The sequence below is a fragment of the Bradyrhizobium sp. SK17 genome (genome assembly GCF_002831585.1).
GTDB lineage: Bacteria > Pseudomonadota > Alphaproteobacteria > Rhizobiales > Xanthobacteraceae > Bradyrhizobium.
In genome coordinates this window covers 5840618-5854626 of sequence record NZ_CP025113.1, presented here as the reverse complement: position 1 = coordinate 5854626, position 14009 = coordinate 5840618, and the positions used below count along the sequence as shown (strand labels likewise).

Annotated in this window: 15 protein-coding genes; 10 read left to right on the top strand and 5 right to left on the bottom strand. The window is 65.8% G+C overall.

The window, feature by feature from the left end; all coding sequences use genetic code 11:
- Positions 1-43: 43 nt before the first annotated feature.
- Positions 44-844: a DUF899 domain-containing protein gene (locus CWS35_RS27120; RefSeq protein WP_100956691.1), complete on the top strand. Its 801-nt coding sequence runs from the start codon at positions 44-46 to the stop codon at positions 842-844.
- Between the two features lie 112 nt (positions 845-956).
- Here the strand turns inward: CWS35_RS27120 and CWS35_RS27115 are convergent, their stop codons facing one another.
- Entirely contained in the window at positions 957-1565 is a 609-nt protein-coding gene (locus CWS35_RS27115; RefSeq protein ID WP_024582098.1) for an FMN-dependent NADH-azoreductase, read from the bottom strand.
- Between the two features lie 99 nt (positions 1566-1664).
- Here CWS35_RS27115 and CWS35_RS27110 point away from each other — a divergent pair, with 99 nt between their 5' ends.
- Positions 1665-2063 carry a helix-turn-helix domain-containing protein gene (locus CWS35_RS27110; RefSeq protein ID WP_024582097.1) on the top strand — a complete coding sequence of 133 codons (399 nt, stop codon included), beginning with the start codon at positions 1665-1667 and terminating at the stop codon, positions 2061-2063.
- Positions 2064-2228: 165 nt separating this feature from the next.
- On the opposite strand, the gene dprA is transcribed toward CWS35_RS27110, so the two are convergent.
- Entirely contained in the window at positions 2229-3344 is a 1116-nt protein-coding gene (gene dprA / locus CWS35_RS27105) for a DNA-processing protein DprA (RefSeq protein ID WP_100954793.1), read from the bottom strand.
- Between the two features lie 103 nt (positions 3345-3447).
- On the opposite strand from dprA, the gene CWS35_RS27100 reads away from it, so the two are divergent.
- On the top strand, positions 3448-4686 hold the full coding sequence (locus tag CWS35_RS27100) for an amidase (RefSeq protein WP_100954791.1): 1239 nt from the start codon (positions 3448-3450) through the stop codon (positions 4684-4686).
- Positions 4687-4799: 113 nt separating this feature from the next.
- Here the strand turns inward: CWS35_RS27100 and plsY are convergent, their stop codons facing one another.
- From plsY to CWS35_RS27085, 3 genes are all read right to left on the bottom strand, one after another.
- The gene (gene plsY, locus CWS35_RS27095; protein ID WP_024582094.1) at positions 4800-5396 is read right to left on the bottom strand and encodes a glycerol-3-phosphate 1-O-acyltransferase PlsY; all 597 of its coding nucleotides are present in this window, start codon (positions 5394-5396) and stop codon (positions 4800-4802) included.
- Between the two features lie 226 nt (positions 5397-5622).
- The gene (locus tag CWS35_RS27090; protein ID WP_024582093.1) at positions 5623-6924 is read right to left on the bottom strand and encodes a dihydroorotase; all 1302 of its coding nucleotides are present in this window, start codon (positions 6922-6924) and stop codon (positions 5623-5625) included.
- Between the two features lie 5 nt (positions 6925-6929).
- On the bottom strand, positions 6930-7883 hold the full coding sequence (locus tag CWS35_RS27085; RefSeq protein WP_021078323.1) for an aspartate carbamoyltransferase catalytic subunit: 954 nt from the start codon (positions 7881-7883) through the stop codon (positions 6930-6932).
- Between the two features lie 390 nt (positions 7884-8273).
- Here CWS35_RS27085 and irrA point away from each other — a divergent pair, with 390 nt between their 5' ends.
- The 7 genes from irrA (at position 8274) to CWS35_RS27050 (ending at position 13944) form a co-directional block, all read left to right on the top strand.
- Entirely contained in the window at positions 8274-8864 is a 591-nt protein-coding gene (gene irrA, locus CWS35_RS27080; RefSeq protein WP_245438688.1) for an iron response transcriptional regulator IrrA, read from the top strand.
- Between the two features lie 63 nt (positions 8865-8927).
- Positions 8928-9467, top strand: a complete 540-nt coding sequence (locus CWS35_RS27075) for a peroxiredoxin (protein WP_100954789.1) — start codon at positions 8928-8930, stop codon at positions 9465-9467.
- A gap of 14 nt (positions 9468-9481) precedes the next feature.
- Positions 9482-10051 carry a hypothetical protein gene (locus CWS35_RS27070; RefSeq protein WP_157817238.1) on the top strand — a complete coding sequence of 190 codons (570 nt, stop codon included), beginning with the start codon at positions 9482-9484 and terminating at the stop codon, positions 10049-10051.
- A gap of 39 nt (positions 10052-10090) precedes the next feature.
- On the top strand, positions 10091-10699 hold the full coding sequence (locus CWS35_RS27065; protein ID WP_311538831.1) for a superoxide dismutase: 609 nt from the start codon (positions 10091-10093) through the stop codon (positions 10697-10699).
- Positions 10700-10810: 111 nt separating this feature from the next.
- On the top strand, positions 10811-11572 hold the full coding sequence (locus CWS35_RS27060) for a M15 family metallopeptidase (protein ID WP_100954785.1): 762 nt from the start codon (positions 10811-10813) through the stop codon (positions 11570-11572).
- Between the two features lie 132 nt (positions 11573-11704).
- Entirely contained in the window at positions 11705-12118 is a 414-nt protein-coding gene (locus CWS35_RS27055) for a hypothetical protein (protein ID WP_100954783.1), read from the top strand.
- Positions 12119-12300: 182 nt separating this feature from the next.
- Positions 12301-13944, top strand: coding sequence for an acyl-CoA dehydrogenase family protein (locus CWS35_RS27050; protein WP_100954781.1), 1644 nt, complete (start codon positions 12301-12303; stop codon positions 13942-13944).
- The last annotated feature ends 65 nt before the right edge of the window (positions 13945-14009 follow it).

Below are 14009 nucleotides of genomic sequence, written 5' to 3'. Positions count from 1 at the left end.
GCGGATGTCGCGGAGTTCGTCCAAATCGGAGATGGAGACCATCATGAGCAAATCAGCCGACAATGACCGCAGCGCCGAACTGGCTGCGATGCAAACGCCGCCGGTGGTGTCGCGCGAGGCGTGGGAGGCGGCGCGCCTGGAATTGCTGGTCAAGGAGAAGGCGCATGTGCGGGCGCGTGACGCGCTCGCCGCCGAGCGGCGGCGGATGCCGTGGATGGAAGTCGAGAAGGCCTATGTGTTCGAGGGACCGAACGGCAGCGTGAGCCTGCTCGACCTGTTCGAGGGCCGCCGGCAATTGATCGTCTACCGCGCCTTCTTCGAGCCCGGCGTGTTCGGCTGGCCGGATCATGGCTGCCGCGGCTGCTCACTCGGCGCCGACCAGGTCGGCCATCTCGCGCATCTCAACCAGCGCGACACCACGCTGGCTTACGCCTCGCGCGCGCCGCAGGCCGACATCGCGCGGCTGAAGGCGCGGATGGAGTGGGAGATGCCGTGGTACACCATCACCGACAGCTTCGATGCGGATTTCGGTGTCGCCGAGTGGCACGGCCACAACGTGTTCATTCGCGACGGCGAGCGGATCTTCCGCAGCTATCTCGTCAACAGTCGCGGCGACGAGGCGATGGGCACGGTGTGGAGCTATCTCGACATCACGCCGCTCGGCCGCCAGGAACTGTGGGAAGATTCACCGAAGGGCTATCCGCAGGGACCGACCTACAAATGGTGGAACTGGCATGACAATTACGACGCCGAGGCCGCGCCGAACGCAAAATGGGCCGCGGTGACCGATGCCGGCGAGGCCGCGTTCCGCAAGATCGCGGAGCAGGAGCGCAAAGCCACGTAAGGATCGTAGCGGCGAGAGCCCGCCGCGTCGTGCCGAGAGCTTCGGATCTGATGCAATCAGAGCCGGAGCTCTCGCTGTTTGTTCAGCGCGCGTGAAACCGCGCTCGCTCGGCTCAGGCCGCGTTCAGGCTGCCCGCGGCTTGCAGCGCGCCGGCGACGGCCTTCTCGCGATGCTCGGGGCCGACCTGGATGCCGTCGGCCGGGATGAACTCCAGATTCCTGACGCCGATGAAGCCGAACACCCCGCGCAGATAGGTCTCGAGATGCTCGAGCGCGGCCATCGGCGTGTCGGCGCCGTAGTAACCGCCGCGCGAGATCGCGATGATGACGCGCTTGTTGCCGGCCAGTCCCTCGACGCCGGTGGCGCCATACTTGAAGGTCTTGCCCGCGACCACGATGCGGTCGATCCAGGCCTTGAGCTGGCTCGGGATCGTGAAATTGTACATCGGCGCGCCGATCACGACGATGTCGGCGGCGAGGAACTCGTCGAGCACGGCTTGGCCGGCCGCGATGTCGTCGCGCACCGACGGGTCCGGCGCTGCGCCCTGGCTCGCGGCGAGGTGCAGGCCGGAGAGGTGGGCGAGCGGAGTCTGGCTGAGGTCGCGATAGCTCACGACGAGGCCGGGATTGGCCTGGCGCAGCCGCTCGACGGCGGCGGCGGAGACCTGACGGCTGACGGAGTGGGGGCCGAGAACCGAGGAGTCGATGTGCAGAAGTTTCATGGCAGAGGTCACCTTTGGTATAGGTTTGTAACTGGCGCTATATGAGTGACCGCCCTAAATCTCCGCAAGAACGCACATTTTTGAAACCCGAGCACACCGATGAGACCTGAGCACATCCATGTAACCGGCCTGCCGCCCAATCCGGCGGAGCACCAGGACTGCCGCGGCGTGGCATCCGTGCTGTCGCGCGTCGGCGACAAATGGAGCGTGCTGGTCATCATGCTGCTGCGCGACGGACCGCGCCGCTTCAACGAACTGAAGCGCATGATCAACGGCATTTCGCAGCGCATGCTGACGCTGACCTTGCGCGGGCTGGAGCGCGACGGGCTGGTGACGCGCACGGTGTTTCCGACCATTCCGCCGCGGGTCGACTACGAACTCACCGATCTCGGACGCGGGCTCGCGGTGCCTGTCATGGCGCTCGGCGAATGGGCGTTCGCGCATCTTCCTGAGATCGAGGGCGCGCGGAGCAAGTTCGACGCGCGGAATGAGGCGTGAAGTCTTCCTTCCGCACGCCTAGACACCGATCCATCACCCTGAGGAGCGCGCTCATGCGCGCGTCTCGAAGGGTCGACGGCCAGCAGACGGGCCGTGCATCCTTCGAGACGCGCTACGCGCTCCTCAGGATGACGGACTGACATTTGAGCCCGCCAATTCGTCTGATTAGATCATCGACACCAGCCCGCCGCCGTGACGTTCGAGCCTGCCGGCGAGCTCGAGCTCCAGCAACACAGCGCGGACGATGGCGGGCGAGACGTCGGCCATCCGGATCAGGTCGTCGAGGCTGATCGGGCTCGGCCCGAGCAGATTGACGATGCGGGCGCGATCGTCGGCGGCGTTGATGAATTCCAGCGGCTCGTCGTCCTCGCGCGCGGAAAACATGACCGGCCGCTCCATGATCGGCGTCACCGCGTTGATGACGTCGGCGGCTTCGGTCACCAGCGTGGCGCCTTGCTTGATCAGGTCGTTGGCGCCGGCGGCGCGCGGATCGATCGGCGAACCCGGCACCGCGAACACCTCGCGCCCCTGTTCGGCCGCCATCCGCGCCGTGATCAACGAGCCTGAGCGATGCGCTGCCTCTACCACCACAACGCCGAGCGATGCCCCTGAGATCAGCCGATTGCGGCGAGGGAAGTCGCGTGCCCGCGGCACATGGCCGAGCGGCATCTCGGAGATCGCCGCACCATGCTCGAGCAGTGCGGCGAGCAGGTCCTCGTGCTCCGGCGGGTAGATCCTGTCATGGCCGCCGGCAAGCACCGCGACCGTGCCGCTTGCAACCGTCGCGCGATGCGCTGCCTGGTCGATGCCACGGGCGAGGCCCGAGATCACGACAAAGCCGGCGTCGCCAAGATCGCGCGCCAGGGTGCCGGCAAATTTCAGCCCGGCGCCGGAGGCGTTGCGCGAGCCGACGATCGCGATCATCGGCCGCGTCAGGGCATCACGCGCGCCGCGTACGGCGAGCAGCGGCGGCGCGTCGTCGATGGTGGCGAGCCGCGCCGGATAGTGCGCCTCTTCGGGCGCGACGAGATCGATGCCGAACCTGCGGCAGGCGGCGAGCTCCGCGGCAGCGTCGGCTTCACTGCAAATCCGCCCCGGACCCGATGCACCGCCGCGTCGCGCGAGATCGGGCAGGCGCTCAAGCGCATGCGCCGCGTTGCCAAAATGGCGGAGCAGCGATGCAAAGGTGCGCGGGCCGACATTGTCGGAGCGGATCAGCCGCAGGCGGTTGAGCCGTTCGGTGTCGGTCAGTCTTGCGGTGCTGGATGACCGGTCATGCATGCGGGAAGCAGCTTCGCCCAACCTGAGATTGCGATCAACTGCGACATTGGCGCAGCCCTTCGCAACGCGCTAAAAGCAGCCGTCAGTGTCAGGAAGCCATCCCATGATCTCACTCGCCGACCTCACAGCGCGTATCGAGCAGGGGGCGTTGTCGCCCGATGCGGTCATCGCTCAAACGCTGGAGGCGATCCGCGCGCAGGACAATGCGATCGGGGCCTTCGTCCGTCACGACGCAAGGGCGCGTGCGCAGACGAGCGGCCCGCTGCGCGGTATTGCAGTCGGCATCAAGGACATCATCGATACCGCCGATTTCCCGACCGAGATGGGCGCCGCGATCTACCGCGGCCATCAGCCGCGCGCCGATGCGCCGGTCGTGATGGCGCTCAAGCAGGCCGGCGCGAGCATCATCGGCAAGACCACGACGACCGCGTTCGCGGCGAATGATCCGACGCCGACGGTCAACCCGCACAATCATGCGCATACCCCGGGCGGCTCGTCGTCGGGCTCGGCGGCCGCGGTCGCCGCCGGGATGGTTCCGCTGGCGCTCGGCACCCAGACCGGCGGTTCGGTGATCCGCCCGGCCTCATACTGCGGCGTCGCCGCGATCAAGCCGAGCTACCGGTTGCTGCCGACCGTCGGCGTGAAGTGTTTTTCGTGGACGCTCGATACGGTGGGGCTGTTCGGCGCCGGCGTGCGTGATGTCGCGCTGGGATTGGCCGCGATGACCAAGCGGACCGACCTTGTGGTGCCATCGCAGGTGGCGGCGCCGCGCATCGGCGTGGTGACGCAGGCATTCGCCGGCGCGCCCGAAACGTCCGGCGCGCAGGCGCTGCAAGTGGCGGCGCGCGCGGCGGAGCAGGCCGGCGCGGTGGTTCGCGAGCTTGCGATGCCCGAAATCATCGCGGAGGCGTGGCGCATCCACCCGGTGGTGCAGGAGTTCGAAGCGCACCAGTCGTTGGCCTGGGAGTATGGGCAGAATTACGACGCGATGCCGCCGTTGCTGCGTGGCCGGCTCGACGAGAGCAAGGACGGCACGCCCGCCGAGTACGACGGCGCGATGGACGTCACATTGCGGGCGCGGCAGGCATTGGCCGGCATCTTCGCCGAGGTCGACGTGCTGCTGACGCTGTCGGCGCCGGGCGCAGCCCCCAAGGGCCTGACGTCGAGCGGCGATCCCCGTTACAACCGCCTCTGGACCTTGATGGGCGTGCCTTGCGTCAATCTGCCGACGTTGGTTGCCGAGGGTGGATTGCCGGTGGGAGTGACGGTGATCGCGCCGTTCGGTAACGATGCGAGGGTGCTGGCGGCGGCGAGTTTTGTTGAGGGGGCGTTGAGGAAATAACCGCCGTCATTCCGGGGCTCGCGAAGCGAGAGCCCGGAATCCATTTCACAGCGAATGTGCTGCCCAATGGATTCCGGGTTCGATGCTGCGCATCGCCCCGGAATGACGGAGAGCTACTTCTTCTCGCCGATCTTGCCTTCGGTGCCGGCCTGCAGGCGCTTGATGTTCTCGCGATGCATGTAGAACAGCAGCAGCGTCAACACGGCGAACAGGGAAGCGAGCGCGTTGTGGCCGAACCACCACAGGAACAGCGGTGTCACGAAGGCGGCGATCAGCGCCGACAGCGACGAGTAGCGCGTGGTGTAGGCGGTGCCGAGCCAGATCACCGCAAAAATCAGCGCCGCCGGCCAGAACAGGCCGAGCAGCACGCCGAGATAGGTGGCGACGCCCTTGCCGCCGCGAAATTTGAGCCAGACCGGGAAGAGGTGGCCGAGAAACGCACCGAGCGCCGCGACCATCGCCGCGTTCGGGCCGCCGATCGTGCCCGCGATGATGACGGCGACCGTGCCCTTGAGCATGTCGCCGATCAGGGTCGCCGCGGCGAGGCCCTTGCGGCCGGTCCGCAGCACGTTGGTGGCGCCGATATTGCCGGAGCCGATCGTGCGCAGGTCCTGCGTTCCAGCGAGCCGGGTCAGGATCATCCCGAACGGGATCGAGCCCAGCAGATAGCCGATCAGGAAGGCGGGCAGCAGCAGCACATCAGCGGACATCGCGGTGGCTCCGTCGACGGGCGGTCCGGTCCGTTTTGGCTGATTTCGTCAACAAAAAATTAACCATCGATCCGCACCATGGCCTCGGTATTAGGGGAGCTTATCATGGCTTCTGTTCGCACGCGGCTGGAGCAGCTTTTCTTCGTCGTTTACGTGGCAGCCATCGTCGTTGGCACGACGATGGAAGCGATGTCACAACTCACAGCGCACTGAGTTCCACACGCGATCAGACGTGCTCATACACGGTGCGTCCGCCGACGATGGTCCGCGTCACGCGACCGGAGAAGCGGGCGTCGTCGAACGGCGTATTCTTGCACAGCGATTTGAGGTCGTCGCGGTCGAGGATCCAGGGCGTGTCGGCGTCGATCACAATGACGTCGGCCGGGGCGCCCGCACGCAGCGTGCCGCCGGGTAGCCCGAGCAGTTCCGCCGGTCGCGTCGACATCGCCCGGATCAGCGTCTTGAAGTCCATCTCGCCATTGTGGATCAGCCGCAGCGCCGCCGGCAGCATGGTCTGGAGGCCGACCGCGCCGCTCGCCGCTTCCGCGAAGGGCAGCCGCTTGACCTCGACGTCCTGCGGATTGTGATCGCTCATCACGACGTCGATCAGGCCGGAGGCGAGAGCGGCGACCAGCGCCTTGCGGTCCTCCTCGGTGCGTAGCGGCGGCGCCAGCTTCAGGAAGGTGCGGTAGGGGCCGATGTCGTTCTCGTTCAAGGTCACGTGGTTGATCGAGACCGACGCCGAGACGTTGTGGCCGGCGTCGCGGGCGCGCTTGAGGATCTCGAGCGACTCGGTCGAGGTCAGCGAGGCCGCGTGATAGCGCCCGCCGGTCAGCCCGGCGAGCCGCATGTCGCGCTCCAGCATGATCGACTCGGCGGCGGTCGGAATCCCGGCGAGGCCGAGCCGGGTGGCGAATTCGCCTTCGTTCATGACGCCTTCGCCGACCAGGTTCGGGTCCTCGGTGTGATGCACGATCAACGCGTCGAAATCGCGGGCATAGGTCAGCGCGCGACGCATCACCTGGGCGTTGGTGACGCTGCGGTCGCCGTCGGTGAAGGCGACGGCGCCGGCGGCCTTCAAGAGGCCGATCTCGGTCATCTCCTGGCCCTGCATGCCCTTGGTCAGCGCCGCCATCGGGTGGATGTTGACGATCGCGGTGTCGCGGGCGCGGCGCAGCACGAAGTCGACGGTCGCCGAATTGTCGATCACCGGCGAGGTGTCGGGCTGGCAGATGATGGTGGTGATGCCGCCGGCGGCGGCGGCCTGGCTGGCGGAGGCAAAGGTTTCGCGGTGGCTGGCGCCGGGTTCGCCGACGAAGGCGCGCATGTCGATCAGGCCGGGGGCCACGATCTTGCCGGCGCAGTTGACGATGTCGGTGCCTTCGGGGACGCCGGCGGCACCGATGCCGCGCTTGGCGTCACGGATCACGCCGTCGGCGATCAGGACATCGCCCGGACCGTCGAAGTCGCGGGACGGATCGATGACGCGGGCGTTGGCGAGCAGGATGGGGCGGCGGTCGGTCAGCATCGGTCTCACGCGTTCGGCAGGTTGCGGGCGAGCGCTTCGAGCACCGCCATGCGCACTGCCACACCCATTTCAACTTGTTCACGGATCAGCGACTGCGCGCCGTCGGCGACGAAAGTGTCGATCTCGACACCGCGGTTCATCGGGCCCGGATGCATCACCAGCGCATCCGGCTTGGCGTAGCCGAGCTTCTTCTGGTCGAGCCCGAAATAGTGGAAATACTCGCCCGATGACGGCACGAACGAGCCGTTCATGCGCTCGCGCTGCAACCGCAGCATCATCACGATGTCGGCGCCGTTCAGTCCCTCGCGCATGTCACGCGCGACCTCGACGCCCATCCGCTCGATGCCGGGCGGCAGCAGGGTGGAGGGGGCGACCACGCGGACGCGGGCGCCCATGGTGTTGAGCAGGAAGATGTTGGAGCGCGCCACGCGGGAATGCAGCACGTCGCCGCAGATCGCGATCACGAGCCCTTCGAGCCTTCCCTTGTTGCGGCGGATGGTCAGCGCATCAAGCAGCGCCTGGGTCGGGTGCTCGTGGCTGCCGTCGCCGGCATTGATCACGGAACCGTCAACCTTGCGCGCCAGCAGTTCGACTGCGCCGGAGGCGTGATGGCGCACCACCAGGATGTCCGGGTGCATCGCGTTCAGCGTCACCGCGGTGTCCATCAAGGTCTCGCCCTTGCGGGTCGACATCGACGACACCGACATGTTCATGACGTCGGCGCCGAGCCGTTTTCCGGCGATCTCGAACGAGGACTGGGTCCGGGTCGAGGCCTCGAAGAACAGATTGACCTGGGTGCGGCCGCGCAGACTGGCGCGTTTCTTGTCGACCTGGCGGTTGAGCTCGACATACTCCTCGGAGAGGTCGAGCAGGCCCGTGATGTCGTCGGCGGAAAGGCCCTCGATGCCCAGCAGATGCCGGTGACCAAGGACAAAAGTCGATTTCAATGATGGGGTCATTAAAGCCAGAGCTATAGGCGCGGATGGCCGGTGGGGCAAGCGCGAAGAGGGGTGATCGAAGTTATCCCCGTGTAACCGCGCGGGCCCGTCGATAGCTCGCCGCAGTCGGTGTCGACCTCGCGTCGGCTGCGGACGTTCCGTGGTGCGTGACAGCGGGTTGGTCTCGTCAAGCCCGTCGGTTGGTAGCCCGCGGCGCAACTCGCCGACCTTGCGGCCGGCGCTATTCGCTGCGTCGTGCATTTCCGCATCTCGAACAATCTCCTCAGCGGCATCGGCCCGCGGTGAGGAAGGCGGACACCTTGCGGAAGCCAAATCCTTTGGTTCAGGGCAGCGTACAAAATCTAGGACAATATTCGTTGTTGCGAATGCTTCTTAATAGCATTAAGGTCGTTGCAACGCATCCTGATGATGGTCCCCATGCTCGAACACTCTGGCTTGATGAATTCCGTGGCCCGACATCCGCAGCACGGCCATGTCCGGTCTCTTGCTGCGGAGAGCAGGGACGTTCACGCCTTGCTCGAACTGGCGTCGCTGCGCCCAACGCGCCAACGCCTGGCGATCGCCGGTCTGCTGTTCGGGGAGGGCCATCGGCATATGACGGCGGGCGGACTTTGCTGGGAGGCCGCCGCCGCCGGCATCCGGGTGTCACTCGCCACGATCTACAATACGCTCAACCAGCTTGCGGATGCGGGCCTGCTGCGCCGCATCGCCGTGAACGGCGACCAGACCTATTTCGATACCGATGTGGGCGACCACCATCATTTCTATGTCGAGATCGAGGATCGCATCATCGATATTCCGGAAGGCGCGATCGAGATCGGATCTCTCCCGGCTCTACCGGACGGTTACGTGGTCGCCAGGATCGATGTGGTCATTCGCTTGAGGCGGACCGGCGAGGCAGCCGGCGACGTCGGCGCGAAGGGCGGTATCGCACCTGGACCATGCGCGCATCCCGACGCTCCGCCGAGGTCTGCGGAATGACGTCGACGGCCGCGCGCGGCGCTCATTTTCCCCCGCAACCCCTCCCAGGAGCAAACTGAAAACATGATCACGATTGGCACGAAGCTGCCCGCCTTCGATCTCACCGCTGTCGTCTCGAACCAACCCGGCACCGCCTTCACCCGCATCACCGAGGCGAGTGATGTCGGCAAATGGAAGGTAATTTTCTTCTGGCCGAAGGACTTCACCTTCGTTTGCCCAACCGAGATCGCGGCCTTCGGCGCGCTGAGCGGCGAATTCGCCGATCGAGATGCGGTGATCTACGGCGTCTCCACCGACAGCGAATACGTTCATTTGGCCTGGCGGCAGACCCATGCCGATCTCAAGACCCTTCCGTTTCCGATGCTCGCCGACATCAAGCGGGAATTGAGCACGGCGCTCGGCGTATTGCATCCCGAGGAAGGCGTCTGCCTGCGCGCCACCCTGATCGTCGACCCCGACCTTATCATCCGTTTCGTTTCGGCGAACGACCTCTCGGTCGGGCGCAATCCGCACGAGGTCCTGCGCGTGCTCGACGCGCTCCAGACCGGCGAGCTTTGTCCCTGCAACTGGCAGAAAGGCGAGGCCGTGCTCGACGCGGCCTGACCGGAGGAGGCGACATGGATCCGAACTCGCAACGCCGGGCGCCGACGGCGGCGCCCCCCTCGGCAACTCCGCCGCGAGACGGTGCTGCCGATGATGCGATCTGGCAGGCGGTTACCGTGGCTGCCAACGCGGCCTATGTCGCCCGCGATTTGCGGCGTGCGCTCGACCTCTATCACAGCGCGCTTGACGAGGCGGAACGGCTGTTCGCTCTGGCGTCGAAGGCCAACCTGTCGGTGCCGGCGCCGGTCATCTACAACATCTCCTCCCACAATCTGGCGGAGATCGCCGCTCAGCTGGGCGACGAGGATTCTGCCGAGGAATTCCTGGTTCGGGCCTATGACAAACTGCGCGCGAGTGCGGCGTCTCCCGAGACGCCGCTCCCGCTTAGGCTCGATTGCGCGCGGCATCTGAAGCATGGCCTGGCGCTTCTCGTTCAGCATCTGCACGCGCGCGCCGCACCGGATGCAAAAATTGCGACCTATGTCGAGCAGGCGCAGGCGGCGGCATTCGCGGTCTTCCACGCCGCGAAACACGCCGAGACAGCGCGCCTGAATTGCGATCATCCCACCGTCCGGCCCTCGTGACCGGGCGCAACGTCAGCCGATGAATGGAAGGATAGTCTCTTGTTTCAGCTCCCGACCTTGCCTTACCCGATCGATGCGTTGGCGCCGTACATGTCTGCCCAGACGCTCGAATTCCATCACGGCAGGCATCACAAAGCCTATGTCGACAAGCTCAATGAACTGACGGCGGCCGGCCGGTACAATGGCATGGATCTCGAAGCGATCATCAGGACGAGTGCCAAAAACCCGGCCGACCGCACGATCTTCAATCAGGCGGGTCAACACTGGAACCACAGCCACTTCTGGCTCGGCATGAAGAAGAACGGCGGAGGTCCGATCCCGGGCAATCTCGAAAAGCGTGTCATTGCCGACTTCGGGTCGGTCGAGAAATTCAAGGACGACTTCAAGTCCGCCTGCATCGCCCAGTTCGGCAGCGGTTGGGCATGGCTGGTGTTCGATGGCGAGAAATTGGCCGTGACCAAGACCGCAAATGCCGACACGCCACTGACCGAGGGGCACGCCGCGCTTCTGACCTGCGACGTCTGGGAGCATTCGTACTACATCGACTATCACAACCTCAGGCCGAAATATGTCGATGCCTTCTTGTCGAACCTGGTTGATTGGGAAACGGTGACAGCGCGATTTGAGCGTGCGATCAGGGCCGGCTAGGATCGCAGCCCACGCAAAGTATCCCGGACCGGTCTTGCGGTAGTCTCGATCCGCGATGATGCGCGTGCCGTCGCCGCAGGCGACGGACAGCGCATGGGCGGGGATTGATGCATGAGCGTGCGCCGGCCGAGAAGCATCTTGATTGTCGCGGCCACGATGGCCGCGATTTCACCGGCCGCTGCGCAGGGCCTGCCCGACGACTTCGTGTTCCTTCGCGACATCGATCCGACCATCATCCAGGACATCCGCTACGCCGGCGCGAACAATTTCATGGGACGGCCGATCGCGGGCTATGGCGCGGCGGAATGCGTGGTCAGGCGGGATGTGGGGCTTCGCCTCAAGGCCGTGCAGCAGGAACTGGCACCGCAGAAACTGTCGTTGAAGATGTTCGATTGTTACCGGCCGGCCCGCGCGGTCGCCGACATGGTGGCATGGTCGCAGAATGGCCGCGAGACCGCGGCCGAACGGCGCTACAACCCGGCATTCCCGAAGGCCGATCTATTCCGGCTGGGCTACATCGCCACCCATTCCGGCCATTCGACCGGGGCGGCGGTCGATCTGACGCTGGTCGACCTGACGGCGGACAATGCGGGAAAATTCGATCCGGCGCGCGCCTATGCCGACTGCACGGCGCCGGCCGCGATCCGCGCGCCGGAGGGCAGCGTCGACATGGGCACCGGTTACGACTGTTCCGATCCGAAGGGGCATACCGTCGCGCGCTCCATCACGGCAGGGCAGCGGCGTTGGCGGACGCGGCTGGTCGCGGCCATGGCCGGGCAAGGCTTCGTGAACTTTGCAAAGGAATGGTGGCATTTCTCGCTGCCGGGGGCGGGCGGGCAGGCCTATGATTTCCCGATCACGCGGCCGCGCTGACGCGACGGAATTTCCTCAAATCCAAGGTATTTCCGCAACAGTGTGGTTGCCGTCGCGCAAGCCACGGCGCGTGCATTCAAGACTCCTTAATGCCCCCGTCTATCATGCTTGGACGGAGCGGGAGCACAGCACATGCGTCTGGCGGGCCTTGCGATCACTCTGGCCAGTGCGGTTGGCATCGTGGCCTACGACCAGTACGACAAGAGCACCAACTACACGCGCGTCGATGCGCGCGTCAGCGGCGTCAACGACCAATGCTATCTGGAAACGATCGAGCGCGGGATACTCACCAAGACCAAGTGGACCTCCGACATGGTCGGCTGCGAAGCTGCCGAACTGATGCGGAAAGACAATCCGAAGTGGCAGGGCTACAATGTGAGGCACAAGATTGAGCTGCGCGTCGTCTATGTCTCGCCGGTCGACGGCATTTCGCACCAGTCGGTGCTGCGGATGGCGTCGTTCCCGTGCGGCCAGCCGCTGCACGCCGGCGATCTGCTTCCGGTCCTGGCTTCCAGGACCAAGGTGGACAGGACACGCTTGACCTGACCGCCCGCCGCCCGGGCGTCTGGCATGGCAGGTCTCGCTGACGTGTACTTTTTGCTGCCCCGCGCCGGATCGCAGGCTTATGATCCTCCGATTCCATTGCGCTGCTGCCGGCGCATGATCCTCGCCGCTGCAAGCCGGTATTCCCGGCCTTGTGCGCGACGAGATTGTTCCCCGAGGAGACCATGACGCAGGCTCCGTTTGCCACCCACGACGTGCTGAACCAGTCGCCGCCGTTCGAGAACATCGACCTGTTCACGGCCGACGCACCGTTGGTTGCGGCGGTTGCCGCCAATGGCGGGACGGCGGCAGCGGCCGAGCTGTCCGACTTCGGCAAGCATTGGGGCTCCGCCGCGATGGCGGAGCGCGGCCGCGTCGCCAACGAGAATACGCCGAAGCTGCGCAGCTTCGATGCCAGGGGCAATCGCCGCGACGAGGTCGAATTTCATCCGGCCTATCACGAACTGATGGCGCATTCGGCCCATGCCGGGGTGCACAATTCGACCTGGAGCGCCGAGGGCAAGCCCGCTGGCGGAGCCGCCGAGGTGGTGCGCGCGGCGAAATTCTACATCGCGTCGCAAGTCGAGACCGGTCATCTCTGCCCGATCACGATGACGCGCGCCTCGGTCGCGGCGCTGGCCTCGCAGCCCGACATTCTGGCGAAGACGATGCCGGTCATCGGCACGCGCGCCTACGATCCGAGCTTCGCGCCGTGGTGGAGCAAGCGCGGCATGACGCTCGGCATGGGCATGACCGAAAAGCAGGGCGGCACCGACGTGCGCGCCAACATGACGAGCGCCGAGCCTGATGGCGCTGCCTACCGCATCACCGGGCACAAATGGTTCATGTCGGCGCCGATGTGCGACGCGTTCCTGGTGCTGGCGCAGGCAAAGGACGGCTTGAGCTGTTTCTTCATGCCGCGCTTTGCACCCGACGGCACCGTGAATGCGATCCACTTCCAGCGGCTGAAGGACAAGCTCGGCAACCGCTCCAATGCCTCCTCCGAGGTCGAATTCCACGGCGCCCATGCCGAACTGATCGGCGAGGAGGGCAAGGGCATCCGCACGATCATCCAGATGGTGCAACTGACGCGGCAGGATTGCGCGATTGCATCCGTAGGCCTGATGCGCTCGGGGCTGGCGCATGCGCTCAATCACGCGCGGCATCGCAGCGTGTTCCAGAAGCATCTTGCCGATCAGCCGCTGATGCAGGCGGTGCTGTCAGACATGGCGCTGCATGTCGAGGCATCGGTAGCACTGGTGATGCGGCTCTGCCGCGCCTTCGACCGCGCGCCCGGCGATGCCGGCGAGGCGGCCTATATGCGGTTGCTGACGCCGGCGATCAAATACTGGACCTGCAAGAGCGCGCCCGGATTCGTCTACGAGGCGATGGAGTGCCTCGGCGGCAATGGCTATGTCGAGGAGGGTATTCTGGCGCGCCACTACCGGGAGGCGCCGGTCAACGCGATCTGGGAAGGCTCCGGCAACGTGATGTGCCTGGACGTGCTCCGCGCACTCGGCCGCGAGGCGGATGCCGCACTCGCCGTGTTGCGCGCGCTCGCCGACGCGACCAAGGGCCTGCCGGGCGCCGTCGAAACCGTCGCATCGATCGGGCAATCGTTCCGCCGGCCCGACAGCGAGCGCGTCGCGCGGCTTGCGGTCGAGAAGCTCGCGCTGCTGGCCGCGACTGCGGCGCTCAACCAGGTCTCGCCGCCAAGCGCCGAACTGTTCGCCGTGACGCGGCTCGCCGGAAACCATGCCGGCATGTACGGCGCGGTCGACCTCTCCGATGCCGATCAGCGCGCGCTGCTGGCGCGGGCGCTGCCATAATTCACCACCGTCATGCCCGGCCTTGTGCCGGGCATCCACGTCCTTGTTTCGATCGAGCAAGAAAG

Excerpts from the sequence above, each read along its gene's own strand:
- CWS35_RS27100 (WP_100954791.1), top strand. The coding sequence starts at position 3,448 with ATGATCTCACTCGCCGACCTCACAGCGCGTATCGAGCAGGGGGCGTTG.
- plsY (WP_024582094.1), bottom strand. The coding sequence starts at position 5,396 with ATGTCCGCTGATGTGCTGCTGCTGCCCGCCTTCCTGATCGGCTATCTG.
- CWS35_RS27075 (WP_100954789.1), top strand. The coding sequence starts at position 8,928 with ATGATCACGATTGGCACGAAGCTGCCCGCCTTCGATCTCACCGCTGTC.
- dprA (WP_100954793.1), bottom strand. The coding sequence starts at position 3,344 with ATGCATGACCGGTCATCCAGCACCGCAAGACTGACCGACACCGAACGG.
- CWS35_RS27055 (WP_100954783.1), top strand. The coding sequence starts at position 11,705 with ATGCGTCTGGCGGGCCTTGCGATCACTCTGGCCAGTGCGGTTGGCATC.
- CWS35_RS27090 (WP_024582093.1), bottom strand. The coding sequence starts at position 6,924 with ATGCTGACCGACCGCCGCCCCATCCTGCTCGCCAACGCCCGCGTCATC.
- CWS35_RS27115 (WP_024582098.1), bottom strand. The coding sequence starts at position 1,565 with ATGAAACTTCTGCACATCGACTCCTCGGTTCTCGGCCCCCACTCCGTC.
- CWS35_RS27110 (WP_024582097.1), top strand. The coding sequence starts at position 1,665 with ATGAGACCTGAGCACATCCATGTAACCGGCCTGCCGCCCAATCCGGCG.
- CWS35_RS27120 (WP_100956691.1), top strand. The coding sequence starts at position 44 with ATGAGCAAATCAGCCGACAATGACCGCAGCGCCGAACTGGCTGCGATG.
- CWS35_RS27070 (WP_157817238.1), top strand. The coding sequence starts at position 9,482 with ATGGATCCGAACTCGCAACGCCGGGCGCCGACGGCGGCGCCCCCCTCG.
- CWS35_RS27060 (WP_100954785.1), top strand. The coding sequence starts at position 10,811 with ATGAGCGTGCGCCGGCCGAGAAGCATCTTGATTGTCGCGGCCACGATG.
- CWS35_RS27085 (WP_021078323.1), bottom strand. The coding sequence starts at position 7,883 with ATGACCCCATCATTGAAATCGACTTTTGTCCTTGGTCACCGGCATCTG.
- CWS35_RS27050 (WP_100954781.1), top strand. The coding sequence starts at position 12,301 with ATGACGCAGGCTCCGTTTGCCACCCACGACGTGCTGAACCAGTCGCCG.